The sequence below is a fragment of the Isoptericola sp. NPDC019693 genome (assembly GCF_044389085.1).
In the GTDB taxonomy this organism is placed as follows: Bacteria; Actinomycetota; Actinomycetes; order Actinomycetales; family Cellulomonadaceae; genus Isoptericola.
Window position 1 is genome coordinate 324,878 of sequence record NZ_JBIRXP010000005.1, and the last position, 20,572, is coordinate 345,449.

General features: G+C 73.6%; 18 protein-coding genes and 4 tRNA genes. 8 read left to right on the plus strand and 14 right to left on the minus strand.

Going from position 1 to position 20,572, the window contains the following annotated elements; all coding sequences use genetic code 11:
* Positions 1–22: 22 nt before the first annotated feature.
* The 3 genes from ACH436_RS16620 to ACH436_RS16630 form a co-directional block, all read right to left on the minus strand.
* Positions 23–1,612: a GTPase gene (locus ACH436_RS16620; RefSeq protein ID WP_430561297.1), complete on the minus strand. Its 1,590-nt coding sequence runs from the start codon at positions 1,610–1,612 to the stop codon at positions 23–25.
* Positions 1,609–3,273, minus strand: coding sequence for a GTPase (locus ACH436_RS16625; protein ID WP_430561298.1), 1,665 nt, complete (start codon positions 3,271–3,273; stop codon positions 1,609–1,611). Before ACH436_RS16625 ends, ACH436_RS16620 begins: the two co-directional genes overlap by 4 nt.
* A gap of 109 nt (positions 3,274–3,382) precedes the next feature.
* On the minus strand, positions 3,383–3,844 hold the full coding sequence (locus ACH436_RS16630) for a hypothetical protein (protein WP_430561299.1): 462 nt from the start codon (positions 3,842–3,844) through the stop codon (positions 3,383–3,385).
* 137 nt (positions 3,845–3,981) lie between these two features.
* Here ACH436_RS16630 and ACH436_RS16635 point away from each other — a divergent pair.
* The 8 genes from ACH436_RS16635 (at position 3,982) to ACH436_RS16670 (ending at position 8,721) form a co-directional block, all read left to right on the plus strand.
* A tRNA-Arg gene (locus tag ACH436_RS16635) sits at positions 3,982–4,055 on the plus strand.
* Positions 4,056–4,245: 190 nt separating this feature from the next.
* Positions 4,246–4,425: a hypothetical protein gene (locus ACH436_RS16640; RefSeq protein WP_430561300.1), complete on the plus strand. Its 180-nt coding sequence runs from the start codon at positions 4,246–4,248 to the stop codon at positions 4,423–4,425.
* 187 nt (positions 4,426–4,612) lie between these two features.
* Complete coding sequence (gene orn / locus ACH436_RS16645; protein ID WP_430561301.1) at positions 4,613–5,251, plus strand: oligoribonuclease; 639 nt, start codon at positions 4,613–4,615, stop codon at positions 5,249–5,251.
* Between the two features lie 70 nt (positions 5,252–5,321).
* Positions 5,322–5,397: transfer RNA gene (locus ACH436_RS16650), tRNA-His, on the plus strand.
* A 180-nt stretch (positions 5,398–5,577) separates the two neighbouring features.
* Entirely contained in the window at positions 5,578–6,399 is an 822-nt protein-coding gene (locus ACH436_RS16655; RefSeq protein ID WP_430561302.1) for an ABC transporter ATP-binding protein, read from the plus strand.
* On the plus strand, positions 6,396–7,040 hold the full coding sequence (locus ACH436_RS16660; RefSeq protein ID WP_430561303.1) for an ABC transporter permease: 645 nt from the start codon (positions 6,396–6,398) through the stop codon (positions 7,038–7,040). Before ACH436_RS16655 ends, ACH436_RS16660 begins: the two co-directional genes overlap by 4 nt.
* The gene (locus ACH436_RS16665; protein WP_430561304.1) at positions 7,037–7,786 is read left to right on the plus strand and encodes an ABC transporter permease; all 750 of its coding nucleotides are present in this window, start codon (positions 7,037–7,039) and stop codon (positions 7,784–7,786) included. The genes ACH436_RS16660 and ACH436_RS16665 overlap by 4 nt, the downstream gene beginning before the upstream one ends.
* A gap of 23 nt (positions 7,787–7,809) precedes the next feature.
* Positions 7,810–8,721: an ABC transporter substrate-binding protein gene (locus tag ACH436_RS16670; protein WP_430561305.1), complete on the plus strand. Its 912-nt coding sequence runs from the start codon at positions 7,810–7,812 to the stop codon at positions 8,719–8,721.
* A 45-nt stretch (positions 8,722–8,766) separates the two neighbouring features.
* On the opposite strand, the gene ACH436_RS16675 is transcribed toward ACH436_RS16670, so the two are convergent.
* The 11 genes from ACH436_RS16675 to ACH436_RS16725 all read right to left on the minus strand — a co-directional run bounded on the left by ACH436_RS16675 (position 8,767) and on the right by ACH436_RS16725 (position 20,485).
* A complete protein-coding gene (locus tag ACH436_RS16675) occupies positions 8,767–9,678 on the minus strand; it encodes a RimK family alpha-L-glutamate ligase (protein ID WP_430561306.1) in 912 nt (303 codons plus the stop codon).
* Positions 9,679–9,774: 96 nt separating this feature from the next.
* Positions 9,775–11,382 (minus strand): cation acetate symporter, encoded by a 1,608-nt coding sequence (locus ACH436_RS16680; RefSeq protein ID WP_430561307.1) that lies wholly within the window; start codon positions 11,380–11,382, stop codon positions 9,775–9,777.
* Complete coding sequence (locus tag ACH436_RS16685; protein WP_430561308.1) at positions 11,379–11,726, minus strand: DUF485 domain-containing protein; 348 nt, start codon at positions 11,724–11,726, stop codon at positions 11,379–11,381. The genes ACH436_RS16680 and ACH436_RS16685 overlap by 4 nt, the downstream gene beginning before the upstream one ends.
* Before the next feature lie 152 nt (positions 11,727–11,878).
* The gene (trmB, locus tag ACH436_RS16690) at positions 11,879–12,658 is read right to left on the minus strand and encodes a tRNA (guanosine(46)-N7)-methyltransferase TrmB (protein WP_430561309.1); all 780 of its coding nucleotides are present in this window, start codon (positions 12,656–12,658) and stop codon (positions 11,879–11,881) included.
* 48 nt (positions 12,659–12,706) lie between these two features.
* Entirely contained in the window at positions 12,707–13,123 is a 417-nt protein-coding gene (locus ACH436_RS16695) for a pilus assembly protein CpaE (RefSeq protein WP_430561310.1), read from the minus strand.
* A 55-nt stretch (positions 13,124–13,178) separates the two neighbouring features.
* Entirely contained in the window at positions 13,179–14,429 is a 1,251-nt protein-coding gene (locus tag ACH436_RS16700; protein WP_430561311.1) for a HupE/UreJ family protein, read from the minus strand.
* Complete coding sequence (locus tag ACH436_RS16705) at positions 14,426–18,415, minus strand: metallophosphoesterase (RefSeq protein WP_430561312.1); 3,990 nt, start codon at positions 18,413–18,415, stop codon at positions 14,426–14,428. Before ACH436_RS16705 ends, ACH436_RS16700 begins: the two co-directional genes overlap by 4 nt.
* A gap of 190 nt (positions 18,416–18,605) precedes the next feature.
* Positions 18,606–18,681, minus strand: a tRNA-Lys gene (locus ACH436_RS16710).
* Positions 18,682–18,758: 77 nt separating this feature from the next.
* Positions 18,759–18,834 (minus strand) — tRNA-Lys (locus tag ACH436_RS16715).
* Positions 18,835–18,937: 103 nt separating this feature from the next.
* The gene (locus ACH436_RS16720; RefSeq protein ID WP_430561313.1) at positions 18,938–20,161 is read right to left on the minus strand and encodes an acyl-CoA dehydrogenase family protein; all 1,224 of its coding nucleotides are present in this window, start codon (positions 20,159–20,161) and stop codon (positions 18,938–18,940) included.
* A gap of 27 nt (positions 20,162–20,188) precedes the next feature.
* Complete coding sequence (locus tag ACH436_RS16725) at positions 20,189–20,485, minus strand: GroES family chaperonin (RefSeq protein ID WP_430561350.1); 297 nt, start codon at positions 20,483–20,485, stop codon at positions 20,189–20,191.
* Between the last annotated feature and the right edge of the window lie 87 nt (positions 20,486–20,572).

The window sequence follows — 20,572 nt, forward strand, 5'->3', positions numbered from 1 at the left end:
ACGCGCCGACGGGCCCCCAGGATCAGTCGCCCGAGGCCCGGTGCGCCCCCGTCTTCTGCCCTGCTGTGGACGACGGCTCCAGCTCGTGGCCTGTGGGCAGCCTCAACGACCCGGTGAGCGGTTGCGACGTCGGCAGCTCGGTCGCCGCCTGGGCGAGCTCACGCACCCGACGGTGGTCGTGGAGCAGCTTCTGGGTCGGCTCGCCGAGCCCCTCGGCGAGCACCCGCTCCAGCGCCGCCCGGCCCGCGGACGCCACCGCCTGCTCCCGCTTGCGCGCCAGGGCCCGGCGCGACGCCGCCCCGGCGAGGGCGACCACCACCGCGGCCACGGCCAGGACGCCCGCCAGCGCGAGCACCACGGCCGGCCAGGGGGTGGCGAGGTCGAGCACGCCCGTGAGGGCGAGGACACCCAGCACCAGGGCCACCGCGGCGAGGCCGCCGAGCACCCACGCCGTACGGCGCAGCGCGCGGGCCGCCGCCGGGCCCCGGGTGTCGAGCGCGACGCCGCGCAACGCCCCGGCCACCGCGGTGCGCAGCTGGTCCGCCCCGGCGACCGACGACGCGAGCGACCGCTGCCAGCCCGGCCGCAGCGACGCACCCGCCCGGGTCAGCCAGCGCGCACGGGACAGCGCCACCGCGTCGCGGTCCGGCGGGGGCACCTCGGGCCGGCCGTAGCCGTTGCGCACCGCGTTGCCCACCTGGCTCGCGACCGCGTCCAGCCCCGTCGCGGCCACCAGCGCGTCCAGCTCCCGCTCGACGGCCGGGCCCATCTGCCACGGGACCTCCGCCGGAGTCTGCGCCAGGAGCAGCCGCGCCGCGGCGTCGAGCTCGGCCGCCGCGCGTCCGGCCGCGACCGACCTGCGCGCGCACGCCTCCTCCAGCAGCCCCCGGACCCGGTCGATCCCCTCGCCCGTCCTCGCGGACACCCCCTGCACGTACACGCCGGTCAGCCCGTCGTCCTCGAGCAGGCGCGCCAGGTCGGCCAGCAGGTTCCCCCGCTGCGCGTCCGGCACCGTGTCCACCTGGTTGAGCAGCACGACCATCGACGACTCGGAGCCGACGGACTCCCGGAGATAGCCGGAGTGCAGCGCGTCGTCGGCGTACTTCTGCGGGTCCACCACCCACACCAGCAGGTCGACGAGCGGCAGCACCCGGTCCACCACCTCGCGGTGCGCCGGCTCGACGGAGTCGTGGTCGGGCAGGTCGAGCAGCACCAGCCCGGCGAGCTTCTCCTCGTCCTCGCCGTCGAGCTCCCCGCCCTGGGTGATGCGGCGCTCGCGGTCCACGCCCACCCAGTCGAGCAGCGCCTCCGCGCCGTCCGACCACGAGCAGGCCGTGACGCGCGCGGTCGTCGGCCGCTTCACCCCGACGTCGGCGAAGCTCAGGCGCGACACCTTGTTGAACAGGCTGGACTTGCCCGAGCCCGTCCCGCCGGCGAACGCCACGACGGTGTGGTCGACGCCGAGCGCGAGCCGCTCGCGGACCCCCTCGACCGCGGCCGTGACCCGTCGCGACGTGGCGTCGTCGAGGCGCGGCCCGGCGATCTCGAGGGCCTGCGCGAGGTCCTCGGTGCGGGCGCGCAGCGTCGCGTCGTGGGACGGGCTCTCGGTCATGTCAGCCTCCTGAGCTCGGCGAGCCGCACGCGCAGCCCCGCGGCCGCGTCGTCGGCGGGTTCGGACGGACCGAGGTCGTCCAGGACGGCCTGCACCTCGGCGTCGACGACGGCGGCCGCACGGTCGCCGAGGTCCTCGCGCAACGTGGCGACGGGCGCCTCCGCCAGGTCCCCCAGGACACGTCCCAGCAGGCGGTCGGCGTCGCCGCTGCCCGCGGCCGAGGCGAGGAACAGCGTCGCGAGCCCCCGGGCGCCGAACGCCTTGACGGCCGCCTCGACGCGCGGGCCGGCCGCCGGGTCGGCGGCGAGCTCACCGACGACGGCGTCCGACCGATCGGCCCACTGCGCGACCCGTCCCGGCACGTCGGCCTCGCGCGCCGCGGTGCGCACCGCGCCGTCGGGCGCGACGGCCTCGCCGCCGGCCGGTGCGCCGGGCCCGGCGAGGACCGCGCGCAGCCGCTCCTCCACCCGGGCGCCGGACGCGGCGAGCGTGCGCGTCGCGGCGTCGACGACGTCGGAGCGGAGACCCTCGAGCGCGGCCTCCCGCGCGCGACCGGCCCGGCGCGTGCTGCGGGCGCGGTCGCCGCGGACCTTGACCCGGTCGACGCCGACCGTGCCCGACAGCTCCCGCCACCGCGCCTCGACCGACGCCCCGGCCACCACGCCCGCCCCGACGGCGTCACGGGCGAGCTGCTCCGCCGCGGGGGTCTCCTCCGTGACGCGACGGCGCAGCACGTGCGTCGCCTCCTGCTGCGCGTCGATCGCGTCCGCGAGCGAGGTGACCCAGCCGGGCAGCGCACCCAGCGCGCCCTTGAGGGTGCGCACGACGACGGCCCGCGAGCGGTCCGGGCCGGCGAGCATGGTCAGCCACCGACGCACCGGCTGCACCACCGACGGGTCGAGCAGCCCCTCGTGGGGCCCGACGTCGGGGACCACGAACAGCGGGACGTCGGTCATGCCGTGCTCGCGCAGGCGCTGCAGCAGGTCGCCGCGCACCGTCGTCAGCGTCTCCTTCGGCACCCGGTTGAGCACCATCGCCACCGACGCGCCTCGCTCCGTGGCACGGGCCAGCGCCTGCCACGGCAGCGCGTCGCCGTAGCGCGCGGCCGTCGTGACGAAGAGCCACAGGTCCGCGGCCTCGAGCAGCTGCTGCGCCGTCGAACGGTTCTGCTGCACGAACGAGTCGAGGTCGGGCGCGTCCAGCAGCGCCGTCCCGCGCGGCACGCCCTCGTGCTGCACCACCCGCGACAGCTCCGCGACCGGGCCGGGCGCCATGACGTCCGCGTCCGCCGGGTGGTGGGCCAGCACCGGCTCGCGCGTCGTGGGCCGCAGGACGCCCGCCTCGGAGACCGCCTCGCCCAGGAGCGAGTTGTACAGCGTGGACTTGCCCGCACCGGTCGACCCGGCCACGACGACGACCGCCGGCGAGGAGAGCTCCTTGAGCCGCGGCAGCAGGTGCTCGTCGAGCTGTGCGAGCAGCCGGTCGCGGGACGCCGCTGCCTCCTCGGCCCCCTCGATCGGGAGCGGGAGCTCGACCGCCGCGACGTCACGACGCAGGTCTCGTGCGACGTCGTGGACGGTGACGCCGATCTCCTCGCCCGCCCCGCCGTCCTTCCTGCTCGCGGCGCGGCGGGAGGCGCGGGTCTCCAGGGAAGGTGTCACGGGCACATCCTTCCCGCTGGCGCGTTCCGTGCCAAACGCGCGCGCCGTGCGGGGCGAGAACGCCGACCGCCCGGACACCTCTGCCCACCGGTCGCAGTCTTGACGGCCGTCAGCGTCGGCCCTCGCCCCCGCGCCGCCCTCCCCGGACCGCGCGGATCACCGCGACCACGGTCCCGGCTCCGAAGAAGCCGAACCCCGCCACCCCCGCGCAGAACGTCACCCACGGCGAGGTGCGGTACGAGAGCTCCTCCGGGTGCACGACTGCCAGGACGACCAAGCCCGCGGAGGCGAGCGCCATCAGGCACGAGGCGACACCGATCGCGACCAGTCGTCCGGCCGTCATGGTCGGGTTCCCGCCGTCGGTCCGGGCGTCGGTTCGCATCACGAGCCCGGAGATCATGAGGGCGACCGCGAACAGGACCACCGCCCCACCCCCGACGAACGAGCCGCCGAGGCTCAGCCAGACGCCGCCGGCGAGGAGCACCACCCCGAGCCCGACGAGCTGGCCCGCGTCGCGTCTCGACCTCCGGCGACTCACCGAGGAGCGCTCTCGGCGGTCGTCTGCGGTCACGAGCCGTGAGCGTAGCGAACCGCCACACCCGCGTCCCGTGTCCGGTCACGGTGACTGTCCGTCGTCCGATCGCCAGCCCCACACGGCCCGCCCGCGCGGCCGCGACCAGCACGTGCTGGGCTAAACTCGGGCCGCTTGCCTCCGTAGCTCAGCTGGATAGAGCGGGTCACTTCTAATGACCGGGTCGCGGGTTCGAATCCTGCCGGGGGCACCGATCTGCAGCGATGGCGCACGGCCATCGTGGGCTGTGCCCACGCCCTGGGAAAAAGCCGTGCGCCGGACGACGACGTCCCGGCAGACTCGTCCATGCACCGCGGTGACGCGCGGCCGGTCAGACACCGGTCGCACGGGTGGTCCCTGGCCCGGACCGACGACCCCACGTCACGAAGGACACCATCACCATGTTCCCCCCGGAAAACCTGCTTCTCGTGCAGGTCATCCAGCGCGAGCGCCTCGAGGAGGCCGAGCGCGAACGCACCGTCCGCCGACTGCAGAAGCAGCGCAAGCAGCTCCGGCAGCCGCACGCCCGTCGGCAGCGCACCGGACTCTCCCGGATGCTGTTCGACCGGCTCACCGCATGACACCCGCCGGGCGAGCGCCCGCCGGGTATCGACCCGGCGACGACACCGCCACGAGGGCCCCGCGGCCCGGACCGTTCCACGAACCGTCCGGAGCAGCGGGGCCCTCGTCATGTCAGCGGTCATGTCAGCGGTCATGTCAGAAGTCATGTCAGCGGTCGCCGCGGCGCGCGGACCGTAGGCTTGCCCCGTGAGCCCCGCGAACCCGAACGAACGCATCGTGTGGATCGACTGCGAGATGACCGGCCTGGACCTGCGCGCGGACGCCCTGGTCGAGGTCGCCGCCGTGGTCACGGACTCCGAGCTGAACGTGCTCGGCGAGGGGGTGGACGTCGTCATCGCGCCGCCCGCGGCCGCCGTCGAGCAGATGAACGACTTCGTCCGCGACATGCACACGACGTCCGGCCTGATCGAGGAGCTCGACGGCGGCATGACGCTCGCCGACGCCGAGCAGGCGGTGCTCGACTACGTGCGCGAGTGGGTGCCCGACCCGGGCAAGGCGCCGCTGGCCGGCAACTCCGTCGGCACGGACAAGATGTTCCTCGACCGGGACATGCCCGGGCTGGTGGGTCACCTGCACTACCGGATCGTCGACGTGTCGTCGATCAAGGAGCTCGCCCGCCGCTGGTACCCGCGCGTGTACTTCGCGGCCCCCAAGAAGGACGGCGGGCACCGGGCGCTCGCGGACATCCTCGAGAGCATCGACGAGCTCCGGTACTACCGCGAGGCCCTGTTCGTGCCGCAGCCCGGCCCGGACACGAAGACGGCGCGGGCGGTCGCCGAGCGTGTCAGCGAGACGTCCGTCACCCGGCACCGCACGGAGGCCTGAACCGCCCCGCGGAGCATGTACACTTTTCGACGGCCCGGTGCTTCGGCTCCGTCGCAGTCACAGGGCCGTGGTGGCTATAGCTCAGTCGGTAGAGCGCCTGGTTGTGGTCCAGGAGGTCGCCGGTTCAAGCCCGGTTAGCCACCCCACCAGGAGAGGCCCCGCAGCGTCCCGTCGGACGCCGCGGGGCCTCTCGTCGTTTCGTGCCCCGATCCGCGACATGACCGCCCGGCTCCCTCGCGTCGAGGGCGGGGATGTGGTCGGCTAGGGCGTCGGAGCACGTCGGGCCCGCGCCCGTGCTCCCCCACCCCAGGACGGAGGCACCGCCCATGATCGAGTTCCGGTCGGTCACCAAGACGTACCCCGACGGCACGGTGGCGGTCGCGGACTTCGATCTCGTGGTGCCGCCGCACCGCACGACGGTGCTCGTGGGCTCGTCGGGCAGCGGCAAGACGACGCTGCTGCGCATGATCAACCGGATGGTCGACCCCACCGCGGGCACGGTCGAGATCGACGGCACCTCGGTGCTCGACCGCGACCCCGTGAAGCTGCGGCGCAGCATCGGGTACGTCCTGCAGAACGGCGGGCTGCTCCCCCACCACCGCGTGCTCGACAACGTCATGACGGTGCTGCGCCTGGAGGGGACGCCGAAGGCCCGCGCCCGGGAACGGGCCCTGGAGGTGCTCGACGTGGTCGGCCTGGACCGCTCGCTGGCCGAGCGCTACCCGAGCCAGCTCTCCGGCGGTCAGCAGCAGCGCGTGGGCGTGGCCCGCGCCCTCGCGGGCGACCCCAACATCCTGCTCATGGACGAGCCGTTCGGCGCCGTCGACCCGATCGTGCGCGCCGAGCTGCAGACCGAGACCCTGCGCCTCCAGCAGGAGCTGAACAAGACGATCGTCTTCGTCACGCACGACATCGACGAGGCCTTCCTGCTCGGCGACCAGGTGGTCATCCTCGAGACCGGGGCCAAGGTCGCCCAGGCGGGCACCCCGAGCGAGATCATCGAGGCGCCCGCGAGCGACTTCGTCGCGAGCTTCATCGGCGTCGAGCGCGGCACGCGCGCGCTGCGGCCGAAGGAGACCGACCGCGGCACCGTGCTCGTCGACACCGCCGGTCGGACCCAGGGCGTGCTGGTCGAGGACGCCCCGTGACCTGGGTCGCCGACAACCTCGACCTCATCGGTCGGCTCACGGTCGAGCACCTGCGCCAGAGCGCCCTGCCGATCCTCCTGGGGCTCCTCGTGTCGATCCCGGCCGGCTGGCTCGCGTTCCGGTTCCGGCTCACCCGCGGTCTCGTGCTGACGCTGGTGGGCCTGCTGTACACGATCCCGTCGCTGGCCCTGTTCGCGCTGCTCCCGCCGCTGCTCGGCATCAGCTTCCTGTCCGAGGTCAACCTCATCGTCGCGCTGACGATCTACGCGATCGCGATCATGACCCGGTTCGTCGCCGACGCCCTCGCCTCCGTGGAGCCCACCGTGCGGCAGGCGGCCGTGGCCGTCGGCTACGGCCCCTGGCGCCGGTTCTGGCAGGTCGACCTCCCGCTCGCGGGGCCGGTCGTCCTCGCCGGCCTGCGCGTCACGGCGGTGTCGACGATCTCCCTGGCCACCGTGGGGATCCTCATCGGCATCGACAACCTGGGCTACCTCTTCACCAACGGCTACCAGCGCCAGATCGTCGCCGAGATCCTCGCCGGGGTCGTGGCGGTCGTGGTCGTCGCCCTGCTGGTGGACTGGCTGCTCGTCCTCCTCGGGCGGGTGCTGCTGCCCTGGACGCGGCGGAGGGCGGGCGCATGAACCTGTTCGCGGACGCCATCGCCTGGATCTTCTCCCCGGACCGCGCGTCCGGGGCGCTGCCGCTCTCCGAGGCCATCGGGACGCACCTCGCCTTCACGTTCGTCTCCGTGCTCCTGGCCGCGCTGCTCGCCGTGCCCGCCGGCTGGCTCATCGGCCACACGGGTCGCGGGCGCGAGATCGCGGTCGCGCTCTCGGGCGCCGCCCGGGCCGTGCCGTCGTTCGGGCTCGTGCTGCTGCTCGTGCTGGTCCTGGGCGTCACGCACAAGGTCGCGGCGTCGACCACGGCCTTCGTGCTCCTGGCGATCCCGCCGATCCTGGCCGGGGCCTACGCCGGGGTCGAGGCGGTGGAGCGGCGCGTGGTCGACGGCGCCCGGTCCGTCGGCATGACGCCCGGGCAGGTGCTGCGCACCGTGGAGGTGCCGCTCGGCCTCCCGCTGCTGATCGGCGGGCTGCGGTCGGCGACCCTCCAGGTGGTCGCCACCGTCACCCTGGCCGGGTACGTCGGCAACTGGGGCCTCGGCTTCTACATCGTCCAGGGCATCCAGCTGCGCGACTTCTCCCAGATCCTCGGCGCGGCCCTCGTGATCGTCGTGCTCGCGGTGATCCTCGACCTGCTGTTCGCGCTCCTGGAGCGCGCCGTCGTCCCCCGCGGCGTCGCGGCCGGCCGCGCGGCCCCGGACGCACCCACCCGCCACCGCCGGGGCACCCAGCCCGCCCCGGCGCCGACCCGACCCGACGTGACCTGATCTGACCTGAGAGAGGCACCATCATGCGCATCACACGACGCAGGACCGTGACCGTCGCGGCCGCCGCGACGGCACTCTTCGCCCTCACCGCCTGCGGCGGCGGGTCCGACCCGCTCGAGCCGGACTCCGGCGGGGACGGCACGGCGGCGTCCGGGACGATCGTCGTCGGGTCCCAGGCGTACTACTCCAACGAGATCGTCGCCGAGATCTACGCCCAGGCGCTCGAGGCCGGCGGCTTCACCGTCGAGCGCAACTTCAGCATCGGCCAGCGCGACGCCTACATGCCCGCCCTCGAGAGCGGCGAGGTGCAGGTGTTCCCCGAGTACACGGGCAACCTGCTGCAGTTCTTCGACCCCGAGACCACCGCGACGTCCACCGACGACGTGTACGCCGCCCTCCAGGAGGCGCTCCCGGACGGGCTGACCGTGCTCGAGCAGTCCCCCGCGACCGACCAGGACTCCTACACCGTGACGTCGGCCTTCGCGGAGGAGCACGGCCTGACCACGATCGCGGACCTGGCCGGCGTGGACGACCTCACGCTGGGTGGTCCGGCCGAGCTGGAGCAGCGCCCGTACGGCCCGAAGGGTCTCAAGGACGTCTACGGCGTGGACGTGAAGTTCGAGGCCACCGGCGACACCACCGTCCAGGACCTGGTGGCCGGGACGGTGGACGTCGCGAACGTGTTCACCGCGGACCCGCGCATCCAGACCGAGGACCTCGTCACCCTCGAGGACCCCGAGGCGCTGTTCCTCGCCTCGCACGTCGTCCCGCTGGTCTCCGAGGACGTCGCCGACCAGGTCGCCGACGTCCTCGACCCCGTGAGCGCCGCCCTCACGCCCGAGGGGCTCGTGGAGCTCAACGTCCAGTCCACCGAGGAGCAGAGCTCCACCGAGGACATCGCCTCCGGCTGGCTCGAGGAGAACGGCCTCGCCTGACGGGTCGCCCCACCTGACCGCCCGACGTGGTCGCGGCGCGCCGGCTCAGGCCACGCGCGCCGCGATCGCGTCGGCGAACGCTCCCAGCGAGACGCCCTCCGGGTCGTGCTGGAACCACAGCGACGGCTCGGTGAGCTCGAGCTCGATGACCATCGGCGTGCCGTCGTCCCGGGTCACGAGGTCGACGCGCGCGTACAGCAGCGGCCGGTCGAGGTCGAGCTGCTCGGCGGCGACGGCGAGCGCCCGACGGGCCACGTCCACCTGCTCCTCCGTCGCCTCGGCGGGCATCATCCGTTCGCGCAGGAACGGCTCGTCCGTGTCGCTGCTCGGGCCCGTGAGCAGGGCCTCCTTGCGCACCGCGTGGCGCAGCTCGCCGTCGACGAAGACGAGGCACGTCTCGCCCGCCGTGTCCACGGACGTCACGTAGGGCTGGATCATGACGGCGCGCCCGGCGTCGAGCAGCCCGACCGCGTGGCTGATCGCCAGGGCCCGTGACTGTGCGCTGACCGGCTGGTACCGGCCGGCGTCCTTGGCCCCCGCGCCCACCACCGGCTTGACGACGAAGTCGCCGAAGGCCGGCATCCGCGTGTGCACGGCGCGCTTGGACAGGTGCCGCGCCGGGTCCAGCCCGATCGTCGGGATGACCGGGATCCCGGCCTCCTCGAGGACGCGCAGGTACCCCTTGTCCGTGTTCCAGGCGATGACGTCCGCGGGGTTGACGAGGCGTGGCACCTTCCGCGCCCACGTGACGAACTCGTCGCGCCGGGGCGAGTAGTCCCAGGTGGAGCGGACGACCACCAGGTCGAAGTCCGACCAGTCGATGTCCGGGTCGTCCCACACCAGGGGCTCCGCACGGAAACCCCGGTCCGCGAGCTCCTCGATCAGGGGACGGTCGTCGGCGTCGAGGCCGGGCAGAGCCCGGCAGGTGGCGAGTCCGATGCGCTTCGTCGTGGTCACGGCCCGAGCCTAGTGGGCGGGGAGCGGGCGGGCCCCGCCGAGACCGGGGTCTCGACGGGGCCCGACGCACGGGCGCTGTGCACCCGGTCGACGTCGTCAGTGCTTGGCGACGGCCTTCTCGGCGCCGGCGCCGGTCAGGGAGCGGACCTCCATCTCGGCGAACTTCTCCGGGTGCGGCTTCTCCTTGGACAGGTAGGTGCCGATGATCCCGAGCAGGAAGCCCAGCGGGATGGACACGAGGCCCGGGTTCGTCAGCGGGAAGATGTCGAAGTCCGCCGACGGGAACATGGCCTTCTCGTTCCCGGACACCGTGGGCGACAGCACGATCAGCACGATGCAGGAGATCAGCCCGCCGTAGATGCTCCACAGCGCGCCCGAGGTGTTGAACCGCTTCCAGAACAGCGAGAACACGATCGTCGGCAGGTTGGCCGACGCCGCCACGGCGAACGCGAGCGCCACGAGGAACGCGACGTTCTGGTTCTGGGCGAAGATGCCGCCCACGATGGCGACGATGCCGATCACGACGACGGTCCAGCGCGCGATCCGCACCTCGGAGTCGGCGTTGACCTTCCCCTTCTTGATGACGTTCGCGTAGATGTCGTGCGAGAAGCTCGCCGCCGCGGTGATGGTCAGGCCGGCGACCACGGCCAGGATGGTCGCGAACGCGACCGCGGAGATCAGCCCGAGCAGGACCTCGCCGCCCAGCGCGAAGGCCAGCAGCGGTGCTGCCGAGTTCACTCCGCCGGGCGCGTTGTTGATCGCCTCCGGTCCCACGAGCGCGCCCGCGCCGTAGCCGAGCACCAGCGTGAACAGGTAGAAGATGCCGATCAGCCAGATCGCCCAGACCACCGAGCGCCGGGCCTCCTTGGCCGTCGGCACGGTGTAGAACCGCATGAGCACGTGCGGCAGGCCCGCCGTGCCGAGCACGAGGGCGAGGGCGAGGGAGAGGAAGCTCAGCTTGGAGGTGCCGTCCGCGCCGTACTGCCTGCCCGGTTCGAGCAGCGTCTCGCCGCCCGCGCCGGCCGCCTGCACGGCGCCGCCGAGCAGGTCGGAGAGGTTGAAGCCGAACTTCGCGAGCACCCAGACGGTCATGATGGCGGTGCCCGCGATGAGCAGCACGGCCTTGATGATCTGCACCCAGGTGGTGCCCTTCATGCCGCCGACCAGCACGTAAAGGATCATCAGCGCGCCGACGACGGCGATGACGAGGCTCTGCCCGGCCCGGCTGTCGACGCCCAGCAGGAGCGCGACGAGGCCGCCGGCGCCAGCCATCTGCGCGAGCAGGTAGAAGAAGACCACGAGGAGCGTCGCGAGGGCGGCCGCCATCCGGACCGGGCGCTGCCGCAGCCGGAACGACAGCACGTCCGCCATCGTGAACTTGCCCGTGTTGCGCAGGAGCTCGGCCACCAGCAGCAGCGCCACGAGCCACGCGACGAGGAAGCCGATCGAGTAGAGGAAGCCGTCGTAGCCGTTGAGCGCGATGGCCCCGCAGATGCCGAGGAACGACGCCGCGGAGAGGTAGTCGCCGGCGATCGCGGTGCCGTTCTGCGGGCCGGTGAAGTTACGCCCGCCGGCGTAGAAGTCGGCGGCGGACTTGTTCTGCCGCGACGCCCGGAACACGATCACCAGGGTGACCAGGACGAACGCGCCGAAGATGCCGATGTTGACCCATGGGTTGCCGATGTCGGTGCCGGTCTCGCTCACAGCTCGCCCTCCTCGATCTCACGGCGCAGCGCGTCCGCCCGCGCGTCGAACTTCTTGTTCGCCCAGCGGGCGTAGAGCATCGTGATGGCGAACGTCGAGACGAACTGGCCGAGCCCGAACAGCAGGCCCACCGTGATGTTGCTGTCGCCCAACCGGATGCTCATGAAGTCGTGGGCGTAGTTGGCCAGCAGGACGTAGACGAAGTACCAGACGAGGAACAGCGCCGTCATCGGGAACACGAAGTTCCGGAAGGCGCGCCGCAACCCCTGGAACTCGTCCGACCGCTGCACCCTTTGGTACTCGGTCTCGCCGGGTGGCGGTCCTCCCGTGGAAAGGTCGGTCATGATGCCTCCGTTGGCTCACACGCGGGCCGGGGCCACGCTGCCCCGGTCGATAACGTTTCGCGGGGCCACCCTCCTAGAGGCAGGCCGTGTGGCGCAAGTCACGGAGCGGGCGCGTCCCCAGGTCGGGAGGGTGCCGCGCGGGAGACGGCGGCTCAGACGCGCACGTACTCCAGGTCGGTCACGACCCGCCCCGCCGCGGTGCCCTTCTTCTCGAAGCTCGTGAGCACGCGGCCGTCGAACCGGGGCGCGCGCTGCCCGGGTCCGTGGGCGTTGCGGAGGTCGTCGCTCGCCTCGAGCACCTCGATCATGCGGTCGGCGTACTCGACCCAGTCGGTCGCGAGCCGCCACACGCCGCCCGGCCGCAGCACCCGCGCCGCGAGTGCGGCGAACGCCGGGGTGACGAGCCGCCGCTTGTGGTGTCGCGACTTGTGCCACGGGTCGGGGAAGAAGACCCACAGCTCGTCCACGGACGCCTCCGGCAGCGCGGTGGCCAGAAGCTCCGCGGCGTCGGCCTGCGCGAGGCGCAGGTTGCCGAGCTCGTTGCCGGGCGCACCGCCGGCCTGGCCCGGGTCGGCCCCGGCGTGCCCGGCCCGCACGATGGTCTGCGCCAGGCCCGGGGTATACACCTCGACGGCGAGGTGGTCGCGCTCGGGACGTGCGGCCGCGGCGGCGACGATCGCCTCGCCCTGCCCCGAGCCGATCTCGACCACGAGCGGCGCGGACCGCCCGAACTCCTGCGCCGGGTCGAACCGCCAGGCAGGGTCGACCGACGTCACCGCGAGGTCGCGCGGGACGTCCACCAGGTACCGGTCGCGCCGGGTGTCCCACGCCTTGCGCTGCGCGGTCGTGAGGCGCGCGCTGCGCCGCACGAAGCTCACGGGCTGGCGGCGGTAGCGCGGGTCGACGGGCTCGGACGTCACGGGTTCAGGCACGCGTCAAGGGTAAGCGGGCTCCCCCGCGCCGTACGCCTCGGTCGCCCCTCAGGTGCTGAGCTCCACGAGCGCGAGCAGGGCCGCGCCGTACGCCTCGGCGGGGTCGGTGTCGGCGAACGTCCGTGGTTCGCCGAGCAGCTCCACCTCGACCTCGTAACGCTCCGCCGGGCCCGTCTGGCTGCGGGTCAGGCCCCGGAAGGTGGAGCGCAGCAGGTCGCGCAGCTGGTCCTCGCGCGGGAGCCAGAGCGCATCCTCGATCGCGACGGAGTCCAGCGCCCACTCGGTGGTGCCGTTGAAGCCGAGGATGGTGCCGGTCGGGAACTCGTGCGCCTGGATCGTCATCGTGCTGACCGTGAAGACCTCGTCGGACAGGTCGGGGGCGTCGATGCGGAACCGGTCGCCGTCGGCGGGGCGCCACACCAGCCCCGCCTCGCGCAGCCGGGCCGCGAGCTCGGTGGAGATCATCGCCTCATCCTCCACCCGGTCGCGGCCCGGAGCAGCACGCCGAGCCGTCGGCCCGTCAGCCCAGGCCGAGCACCCGCTGCACGAACCACACGAGTCCCACCACCGCCACGCCCGCGGCGATCGCGGTGGTGGCCCACCGCGCCGTGCGCGGCGCCCGGCGCCGCAGCACGACCAGCAGCGGGAACACCACCGCGACGATGGCGAGCTGCACGACCTCGATGCCGACGTTGAACACCAGGAGCGACCCGAGCAGCCCCCAGGACCACGGTTCGTCGAGGCCCAGGGCACCCGCGAAGCCGAGCCCGTGCACGAGCCCGAACCCGAACACGACGGCGAGCCGGGCGACGTCGGGCCGCGTCAGGCGCCAGACCTGTCGACGTGGCTCGGTCGCGGCATCGACGAGGGAGTCCAACCGCGCCGCGGAGCCGGGCCGCACGGTCCAGAGGTACCCCGCGGCCACGGCGGCGATCGAGAGCGCGATGACGGGCTCGACGACGGCCCCCGGTGCGCTCACGGCACCGGTCGCGGCGAGCAGGAACGTCACCGAGTGCGCCACCGTGAACGCCGTCGCCACCAGGACGACGTCGCGCAGGCGGCGCGAGCCGACGATCAGGGCCAGCAGGAAGAGCAGGTGGTCGGGACCGAGCAGCAGGTGCTCCGCTCCCAGGACGAAGAACTCGCCGAGCCGGTGCCACGTGCCCTGCGCGCCCGTCGTGACGGTCGGGGCGGCGGGGGTGAGCACCGCCGACCCCTCCTCGCCGTCGAGGTCGTAGGTGACCATCGTCTCGGTGGTGTGCACGAACGACTCGGTGTCCGGGAAGAGCGCGCTGAACAGCGTGTGCGTGGCGGGCTCGCCGGCGGCGGGGCACGCGTAGTCGAGCACGACGGTGGCGTACGGGGTGCCGCCGCGGTCGCCGACGGTCGGGTCGCCCGCGAGCGCCGGCGTGCAGAGCTCCTCAGCGGCGGCCACCTGGAAGCGCTCGGTGACGTAGGCCGCGACCTCCTCGGCGTGCTCGGCGAGCTGGGCGTCCTGCGCGGCGGTGCCGCGCGCGTCGTACGCCTCGGCGGTGAGCCAGGCGGACTTCATGAGCAGGTCGTACTCGAGGTCCAGCTCGACGTGCACGTCGGCGCCCGCGCCGGCGGTGGCCCGCGCGTACGCGTCGGTGGTGGCGTCGTGGGCGGCGGCCGGGCCCGCCGTGGCGATCGTGCCGGCGACGGCCGTGGCCGCACCGGCGAGAGCGAGCCCGAGGGCCGCCAGGACGGCGCCGCGACGCGACGCCGTCCTGGCCGGGGCGGAAAAGGTCACCGCTTGCCGCCCCGCGTGGTGAAGAACGCCGGCTCGGCGGCGGTGACGCCGCCGCCCGGCGTGGTCGCCGTGACGACCCACGCGTACTGCGTGCCCCGCTTCAGCCGGTCCCAGCGGACCGAGGCGACGTCGCCCGAGGCCACGGTCCTCGTCCCGATCACCCTGGTCGGCGCATAGACGGCCAGCGAGTCCGTAACCACCGACGTCGTGCGGCTCGTGAGGTCGACCGGGAGGACCATGTTGTCCGCCGTCGAGTCGTACCGGGCCAGCGGGTCCCACTCGTCGGCGCCGAAGTCGTCGAGGAACGGCGAGTAGGTGTCGACGCTCATCTCCGCGCGATCGACGTCGAACTGCAGGAGCCGGAAGTACGACGCCCCGAACCGCAGCCGCTCGGCCGGGTCGTACCCGCCGACCGCGCCGAGCCCGACCCGCCCCGCGGGCACGGTGAACGCCTGGTAGTCCGCGAGCAGCTCCACGACCCCGTCGGCGATCTGCCCCACCTGCGGCTTGACGTTCGTCGTGACGCCGTGCACGTGGCCGGCGAGCACGAGGAACACGTTGTCGTTCGGCTCGACGACGTGCGTGTACAGCGGGGAGCCGTCCGGGGACGCGAAGCCCCCGTCCCGGCCGTCCTTCTGCGTGCTGGCGGCGAGGTACGCGTGCGTCATGAGGATGCCGTTGCGGTCGGCGTACCGCTCGAAGATCCCGTCGGCCCACTCGGCCTCCTCGCGGGTGACGCCGTAGCCCATGCCGACGGCGACGAAGTCCAGTCCGCCCGCGGAGAACAGCACGTAGTGGTTGGAGCTGTCGCCCTCGCGCCAGGAGCCGTACTCGGCGTTCTCCCAGGACTCGGCGGCGGCCTCGTACCGGTCCGGACCGAAGTACTCGTTGTACGCGTCGGCGCCTCCGGCCGCCCCCGACCAGTTGTCGTGGTTGCCCGCGACCGCCGAGTTGGGGATGCCGTCGATCTTCGCCTGCTGCCGGGAGGAGACCTCGAACTCGCCGGTCACCTGCTGCTGCATGGCCTCGTCCTGCGGCTTGCGGATGTTGTTCTCGATGAGGTCACCGGTGTGCGAGACGAACGCGATCTTGCGGTCGTCGGCGTTGGCGGCGATCCAGTCGACCACCCCCGCGTACGCGGACTCCCAGACCGCCCGCTCCTCGGCCGTCTCCTGCTCGACGGCGCCCTCGGACAGGTACTGGGTGTCGGTCAGGTGCGCGAGGGAGAAGTCGTAGTCCGCCGGGTCGGCGAAGCCCTCCTCGCCCGCATCGAGGTCGTCGGCGAACGGGTCGGTGGCGGCGACCATGACGTGCACGACGCCGCGGTCGCGGTGCTCCGGGCCGGCCGGCGCGACGAGCACCGTGTCGCCGTCCGCGGCGCCGCGCGACGCGGCGAGGGTGTCCCACGCCTTCGCCTTCGTGTCCCACACGAGCAGCGCGACCTCGCGGGCCGGGTCGGCGGTGCCGCTCCAGCGCACCACGGGGTGCTCCTCGCGGGACTTCACGCGCACGTCGAAGCGCTGGTAGGCGACGGCGTCGGCGCGCGGGGAGGCGAGGGTCTTCCCGTCGCCCGCGGCGAGGCCCTTCGTGGAGGCCTTCGTCGACCCGCGCGGGTTCAGCTCGGTCGGGACGGCGTCGGCGGTGCCCTGGCGCACCTCGCCGGGCAGCAGCACGTCGGCCTGCGCGAAGGTGGCGGTGACCTTCCCGTCGTCCGGGCCGGCGACGCGGGCCAAGAGCGTCACCGGCGACCCGACGTCCGTCGACCCGGCCGCGGGTGCCAGGTCGGTCGGGACGTCGGGCACCCCGGCGCTCGTGAAGGTGATCTCCCGGGTCGCCGTGTTGCCGAGCGAGTCGGCGGTCGCGACCTCGAGGGTGTGCTTCCCCGCGGCCAGGCCCGGGCCGACGGGCTCCCCGAGCGCGACGTCCTCGCCGTCGAGCGTGACCTGCGCGTCGCCGACGACGCCGTGCGTGTCGGCGAGCTCCACCGCGAGGGGCACGGCGGACGTGATCCGCGCGCCGTCGGCCGGGGTGGACGCCGCGACGCGGGGCGCCGAGTTGTCGGTCTCCAGGACGCGGGTGGCCGGCTCGCCCGTCGTGGACGCCGCGGCGAGCTCGTGCTCCCCGTCCTTCAGGCCGGTGGTGTCGAGGTCGGCGCGGATCCCGCGCGCGGGCGCGTCGACGAGGAAGTGCAGGTCGACCTGGCGGAAGGAGTTGAGGTTCGAGCCGCACGTGCCGTCGCCGAGCGCGTACGAGGCCGCGGCGTTCTGCTGCTGCGCCGTGCCCGACGCCGGAGTCAGCACGACGTCGGAGACGGTGAAGTCGTCGAGGTTGCAGTCGTCGGCGAACGTGCCCGTGACGACGTCGACCTGGTTCCAGCCGGGCAGGAGCCACTCGTTCGGGAACGTGATCTCGCCGCGGCCGCCGACGATGGTCTGGTCGATCGGGCGCTCGATGCCGTTGATCCGCAGGGCGTTGTTCGCGGATCCGTCGAGCGAGTTGGAGCCGACGACGAACGAGACGGTGGCCTCGCCGTGCCCGAGGGCGGGGAACGCGGTCTCGCCCGGGGCGTCGATGGTCCACGTGAGCTCGACCTTCGGCAGCGCGGTGCTGCTGGAGCCGCAGCTCCCGTCGCCCATCGCGTAGGAGGGCCGCAGGTCCGCCGGCGGGGTGACGGTGCCGTCGGCGACGCTCAGGGCGAGGCCCGACGCCGTGAAGTCGTCGAGGTTCGCGCCGCACGAGGAGGAGACGTCGCCCGCCACCAGCGCGATGGTGTTCTCGCCGGGGTGCAGCAGGCGGTTCGGCACGCCCACCTGGACCCGCTCGGAGGCGAGGTCGCGCCCGCCCTCGCCGCGCAGGTCGAGGCGGGTGCCGTTGACGAGCAGGTGGTTCTGGTAGCGCGTCTCGACCGCGTTCGTGCCGACGTCGAACGAGAACACCGACACCCCGTCGCCGAGCGTCGCGGGGCCGGCGACGGGCTCGCCGTCGACGGTGAGCGACGCGGTGCCGCCGTCGCCGTCGGCCGGGGCGGAGGCCGTGACGGTCTGCACGCCGCGCGTGAGCGTCCCGTCCTCCGGGGCGAGCGCGGGGGCACCCACCGGGGCGTTGTTGACCCGCACGGTGTGCGTGGCGGTGGCGCCGGACCGGGTGGTCGCGACGACCTCGTGCGTGCCGTTCGCGAGCGCCGTCGTGTCGACGTCGGCGGCGAGGCCCGTCGTGGCGCCGGGCACGCCGTCGACGTCGAACGTCACGGTCGCCTCCTTGACGTAGGAGGTGTTGGTGCCGCAGGAGCCGTCGCCCATCGAGTACGCGAACGCGTTCCCGGTGTCGCCCGCGGTCTCGCCGAGCAGCTCGAGCCGGAGCTCGGAGACGACGAAGTCGTCGAAGTTCACGCCGCAGGAGGAGTCCTTGCCGCCCGCGTGGACCTCGACGGTGTTGGTGCCCTGGACGAGCCACTCGTTGGGCACCGGGACCGAGACGCGCTCGGACACCCAGGTGCGGTCCTGGTCGACGCGGTGCCCGTTGACCACGAGATAGTTGCCGAACGCGACATCGGCGGAGTTGGTGCCGACGTCGAACGTCAGCGCGGACGTGCCCGTCGTGGTCTCGAGGCCTGGGAGGTCCGCGCCGTCCACCGTGACGCGACCGACGGGGTCGCCCCCGGTGGTCGGGTCGGCGGCGAACCGCACCGTGCCCTCGAGGTGGGCTCCGTCCGCCGGGGCGAGCGTCGGCGCGGTGCCGGGCTTGCCCGGCTTCCCCGGCCGGTCGCCCTTCACCTCCGGGCCCCGGGCGTCGTCCGGCCAGCCGGGGAACCCGGCGAACCGGCCGTCGTCGGCGGCGTCCGCGGCGCGCGCGGGGGCGCTCGGGGGCGGGTCCGTGGGAGCCGCGGCCGCCGGGGCGAGGCCGGCGGCGGGGAGCGCCAGCGAGACCGCCACGACGCCGGCGGCGAGGGTGGACGCGCGCAGGCGTCCGGAGGGGTTCGGCCGCATCAGCGTGCCGTCCTTCCTGTCGTCGATGAGGGAAGGGGCGCTCCCGCCAGGCAGCCCGGGTTCACCCGAGACCCGAGCGTGGCGGCGGCGGATGAACGCGACGGTGCTCCCGGGCAGCGGCCGGAAGAACTCTGGACGACGGCTGGAGGGCACGAGAAAGCCCCGCCCGGCGGTGCCGGACGGGGCTTGCTGGTGCGCCATCAGGGACTCGAACCCCGAACCCGCTGATTAAGAGTCAGCTGCTCTGCCAATTGAGCTAATGGCGCGTGGCCAGAGGACGCCCGCAGGCTCGCACCAGGAGGTCCTCACGCGACGAGGCCCCCGCGGTACGGGGACCTCGTGCTGGTGCGCCATCAGGGACTCGAACCCCGAACCCGCTGATTAAGAGTCAGCTGCTCTGCCAATTGAGCTAATGGCGCCGGCGGTGAGAAACATTACCAGCCGCGCGCGGGTGCCGGGAAACCGTCGTGGCCGGTCACGGCTGTGACCTCGGCGACAGGGAGCCCGGCCGAGCCGAAGCGGTCACCGGAAGGCCTGGTGACCCGTCAGGTGCCGGCCGAGGATCAGGGTGTGCACCTCGTCGGTGCCCTCGTACGTGCGGACCGACTCGAGGTTGGCGGCGTGCCGCAGGGGCGAGTGCTCCAGCGTGATGCCGTCGCCGCCGAGGACGGTGCGGGCGGTCCGGGCCACCTCGATCGCGGACCGCACGTTCGCGAGCTTGCCCGCCGAGATCATGTGCGGCTCGAGCCGGCCGGCGTCCTTGAGCCGCCCGAGCCGCAGCGCCAGGAGCTGGGCCCGCGACACCTCGAGGGCCATGTCGACGAGCTTCGCCTGCGTGAGCTGGAACGCGGCCAGCGGGCGGCCGAACTGGACCCGCTCCCCCGCGTGGCGCAGCGCCGCGGCCAGGCTGTCGCGCGCCGCCCCCGTCGCGCCCCACGCGATGCCGTACCGGGCCTCCGCGAGGCAGGCGAACGGGCCCGCCAGGCCGGGGTGCTCCGGCAGGATCGCGTCCGCGGGCAGGCGGACGTCGTCGAGCACGACGTCGCACTGGACCGACGCGCGCAGCGACAGCTTCGGTTCGATGGGGGTCGCCGCGAACCCGGGCGTCGTCGTCGGGACGAGGAACCCCCGCACGCGCGGCCGGCCGTCGCCGGCCGGGTCGTCGGGGTCCACCGCCCTGGCCCAGACGACCGCGACGTGGGCCACGGAGGCGAGGCCGATCCACCGCTTGCGCCCGGACAGCACCCACTCGTCGCCCACCCGGGTCGCGGTCGTCGTCATCGAGGCCGGGTCGGAGCCCGCCGTGGGCTCGGTGAGCGCGAAGCAGCCGATCGTCTCGCCGGCGGCCATGCCGGGCAGCCAGCGCTCGCGCTGCGCGGGCGAGCCGTGCTTCGCGATCGCCGTCATCGCCAGCGAGCCCTGCACGGAGACGAACGTCCGGATCCCGGAGTCGCCCGCCTCCAGCTCGGCCATCGCCAGCCCGTACTCGACGGCGGACCGGCCGGCGCAGCCGTGCCCGTGCAGGTGCATGCCGAGCAGGCCGGCCTCGGCGAGGTGCGGCACCAGGTCGAGCGGGAAGACACCGTCCGCGAACCAGCGTGCGACGTGCGGGCGGACGTGCTCGTCGACCAGCGCGCGCACCCGGTCGCGCGTCTCGCGCTCCGTCGGGCTCAGCTCGTCGTCGAGCGCCAGCAGGTCGAGCGGGTCCCCGTCGATCGGGTCGGGTCGGGCGTCGTCGCCGGTCATGGGCCCTACTGTCTCAGAGGTGCGGTCTCAGAGGTACAGCCCCGTCGCGCCGGCCTCGTCCGCGGTCTCGGTGACGCCGTGCACGTCCCGCTCGCGCAGCAGCACGTAGTCCGTGCCGCCGAGGTCCACCTCGGCACGGTCCTCGGGGTCGTACAGCACGCGGTCGCCCACGGCGACCTGGCGCACGTGCTCGCCCTTCGCGACCACCTGGGCCCAGGCGAGCCGCTTGGCCCCGGCCGCGGTGGCGGGGATCACGAGGCCCGCCGTGGACTGCCGCTCGGCCGAGTCGACCTCCGGCTCCACGAGCAGACGGTCGTGCAGCATGCGGATGGGCAGCGACTTGCTGTCGGGCGTGGTGCGGGGCGCGCGGTCGGTCACGGCTCAACGCTAGACGACGCAGGCGTCTACGCT

Coding starts and splice junctions, on each gene's coding strand:
- ACH436_RS16620 (WP_430561297.1), bottom strand. CDS start 1,612: ATGACCGAGAGCCCGTCCCACGACGCGACGCTGCGCGCCCGCACCGAG.
- ACH436_RS16640 (WP_430561300.1), top strand. CDS start 4,246: ATGTTCCCCCCGGAAAACCTGCTTCTCGTGCAGGTCATCCAGCGCGAG.
- ACH436_RS16655 (WP_430561302.1), top strand. CDS start 5,578: ATGATCGAGTTCCGGTCGGTCACCAAGACGTACCCCGACGGCACGGTG.
- ACH436_RS16665 (WP_430561304.1), top strand. CDS start 7,037: ATGAACCTGTTCGCGGACGCCATCGCCTGGATCTTCTCCCCGGACCGC.
- ACH436_RS16670 (WP_430561305.1), top strand. CDS start 7,810: ATGCGCATCACACGACGCAGGACCGTGACCGTCGCGGCCGCCGCGACG.
- ACH436_RS16685 (WP_430561308.1), bottom strand. CDS start 11,726: ATGACCGACCTTTCCACGGGAGGACCGCCACCCGGCGAGACCGAGTAC.
- ACH436_RS16695 (WP_430561310.1), bottom strand. CDS start 13,123: ATGATCTCCACCGAGCTCGCGGCCCGGCTGCGCGAGGCGGGGCTGGTG.
- ACH436_RS16705 (WP_430561312.1), bottom strand. CDS start 18,415: ATGCGGCCGAACCCCTCCGGACGCCTGCGCGCGTCCACCCTCGCCGCC.
- ACH436_RS16720 (WP_430561313.1), bottom strand. CDS start 20,161: ATGACCGGCGACGACGCCCGACCCGACCCGATCGACGGGGACCCGCTC.
- ACH436_RS16725 (WP_430561350.1), bottom strand. CDS start 20,485: ATGCTGCACGACCGTCTGCTCGTGGAGCCGGAGGTCGACTCGGCCGAG.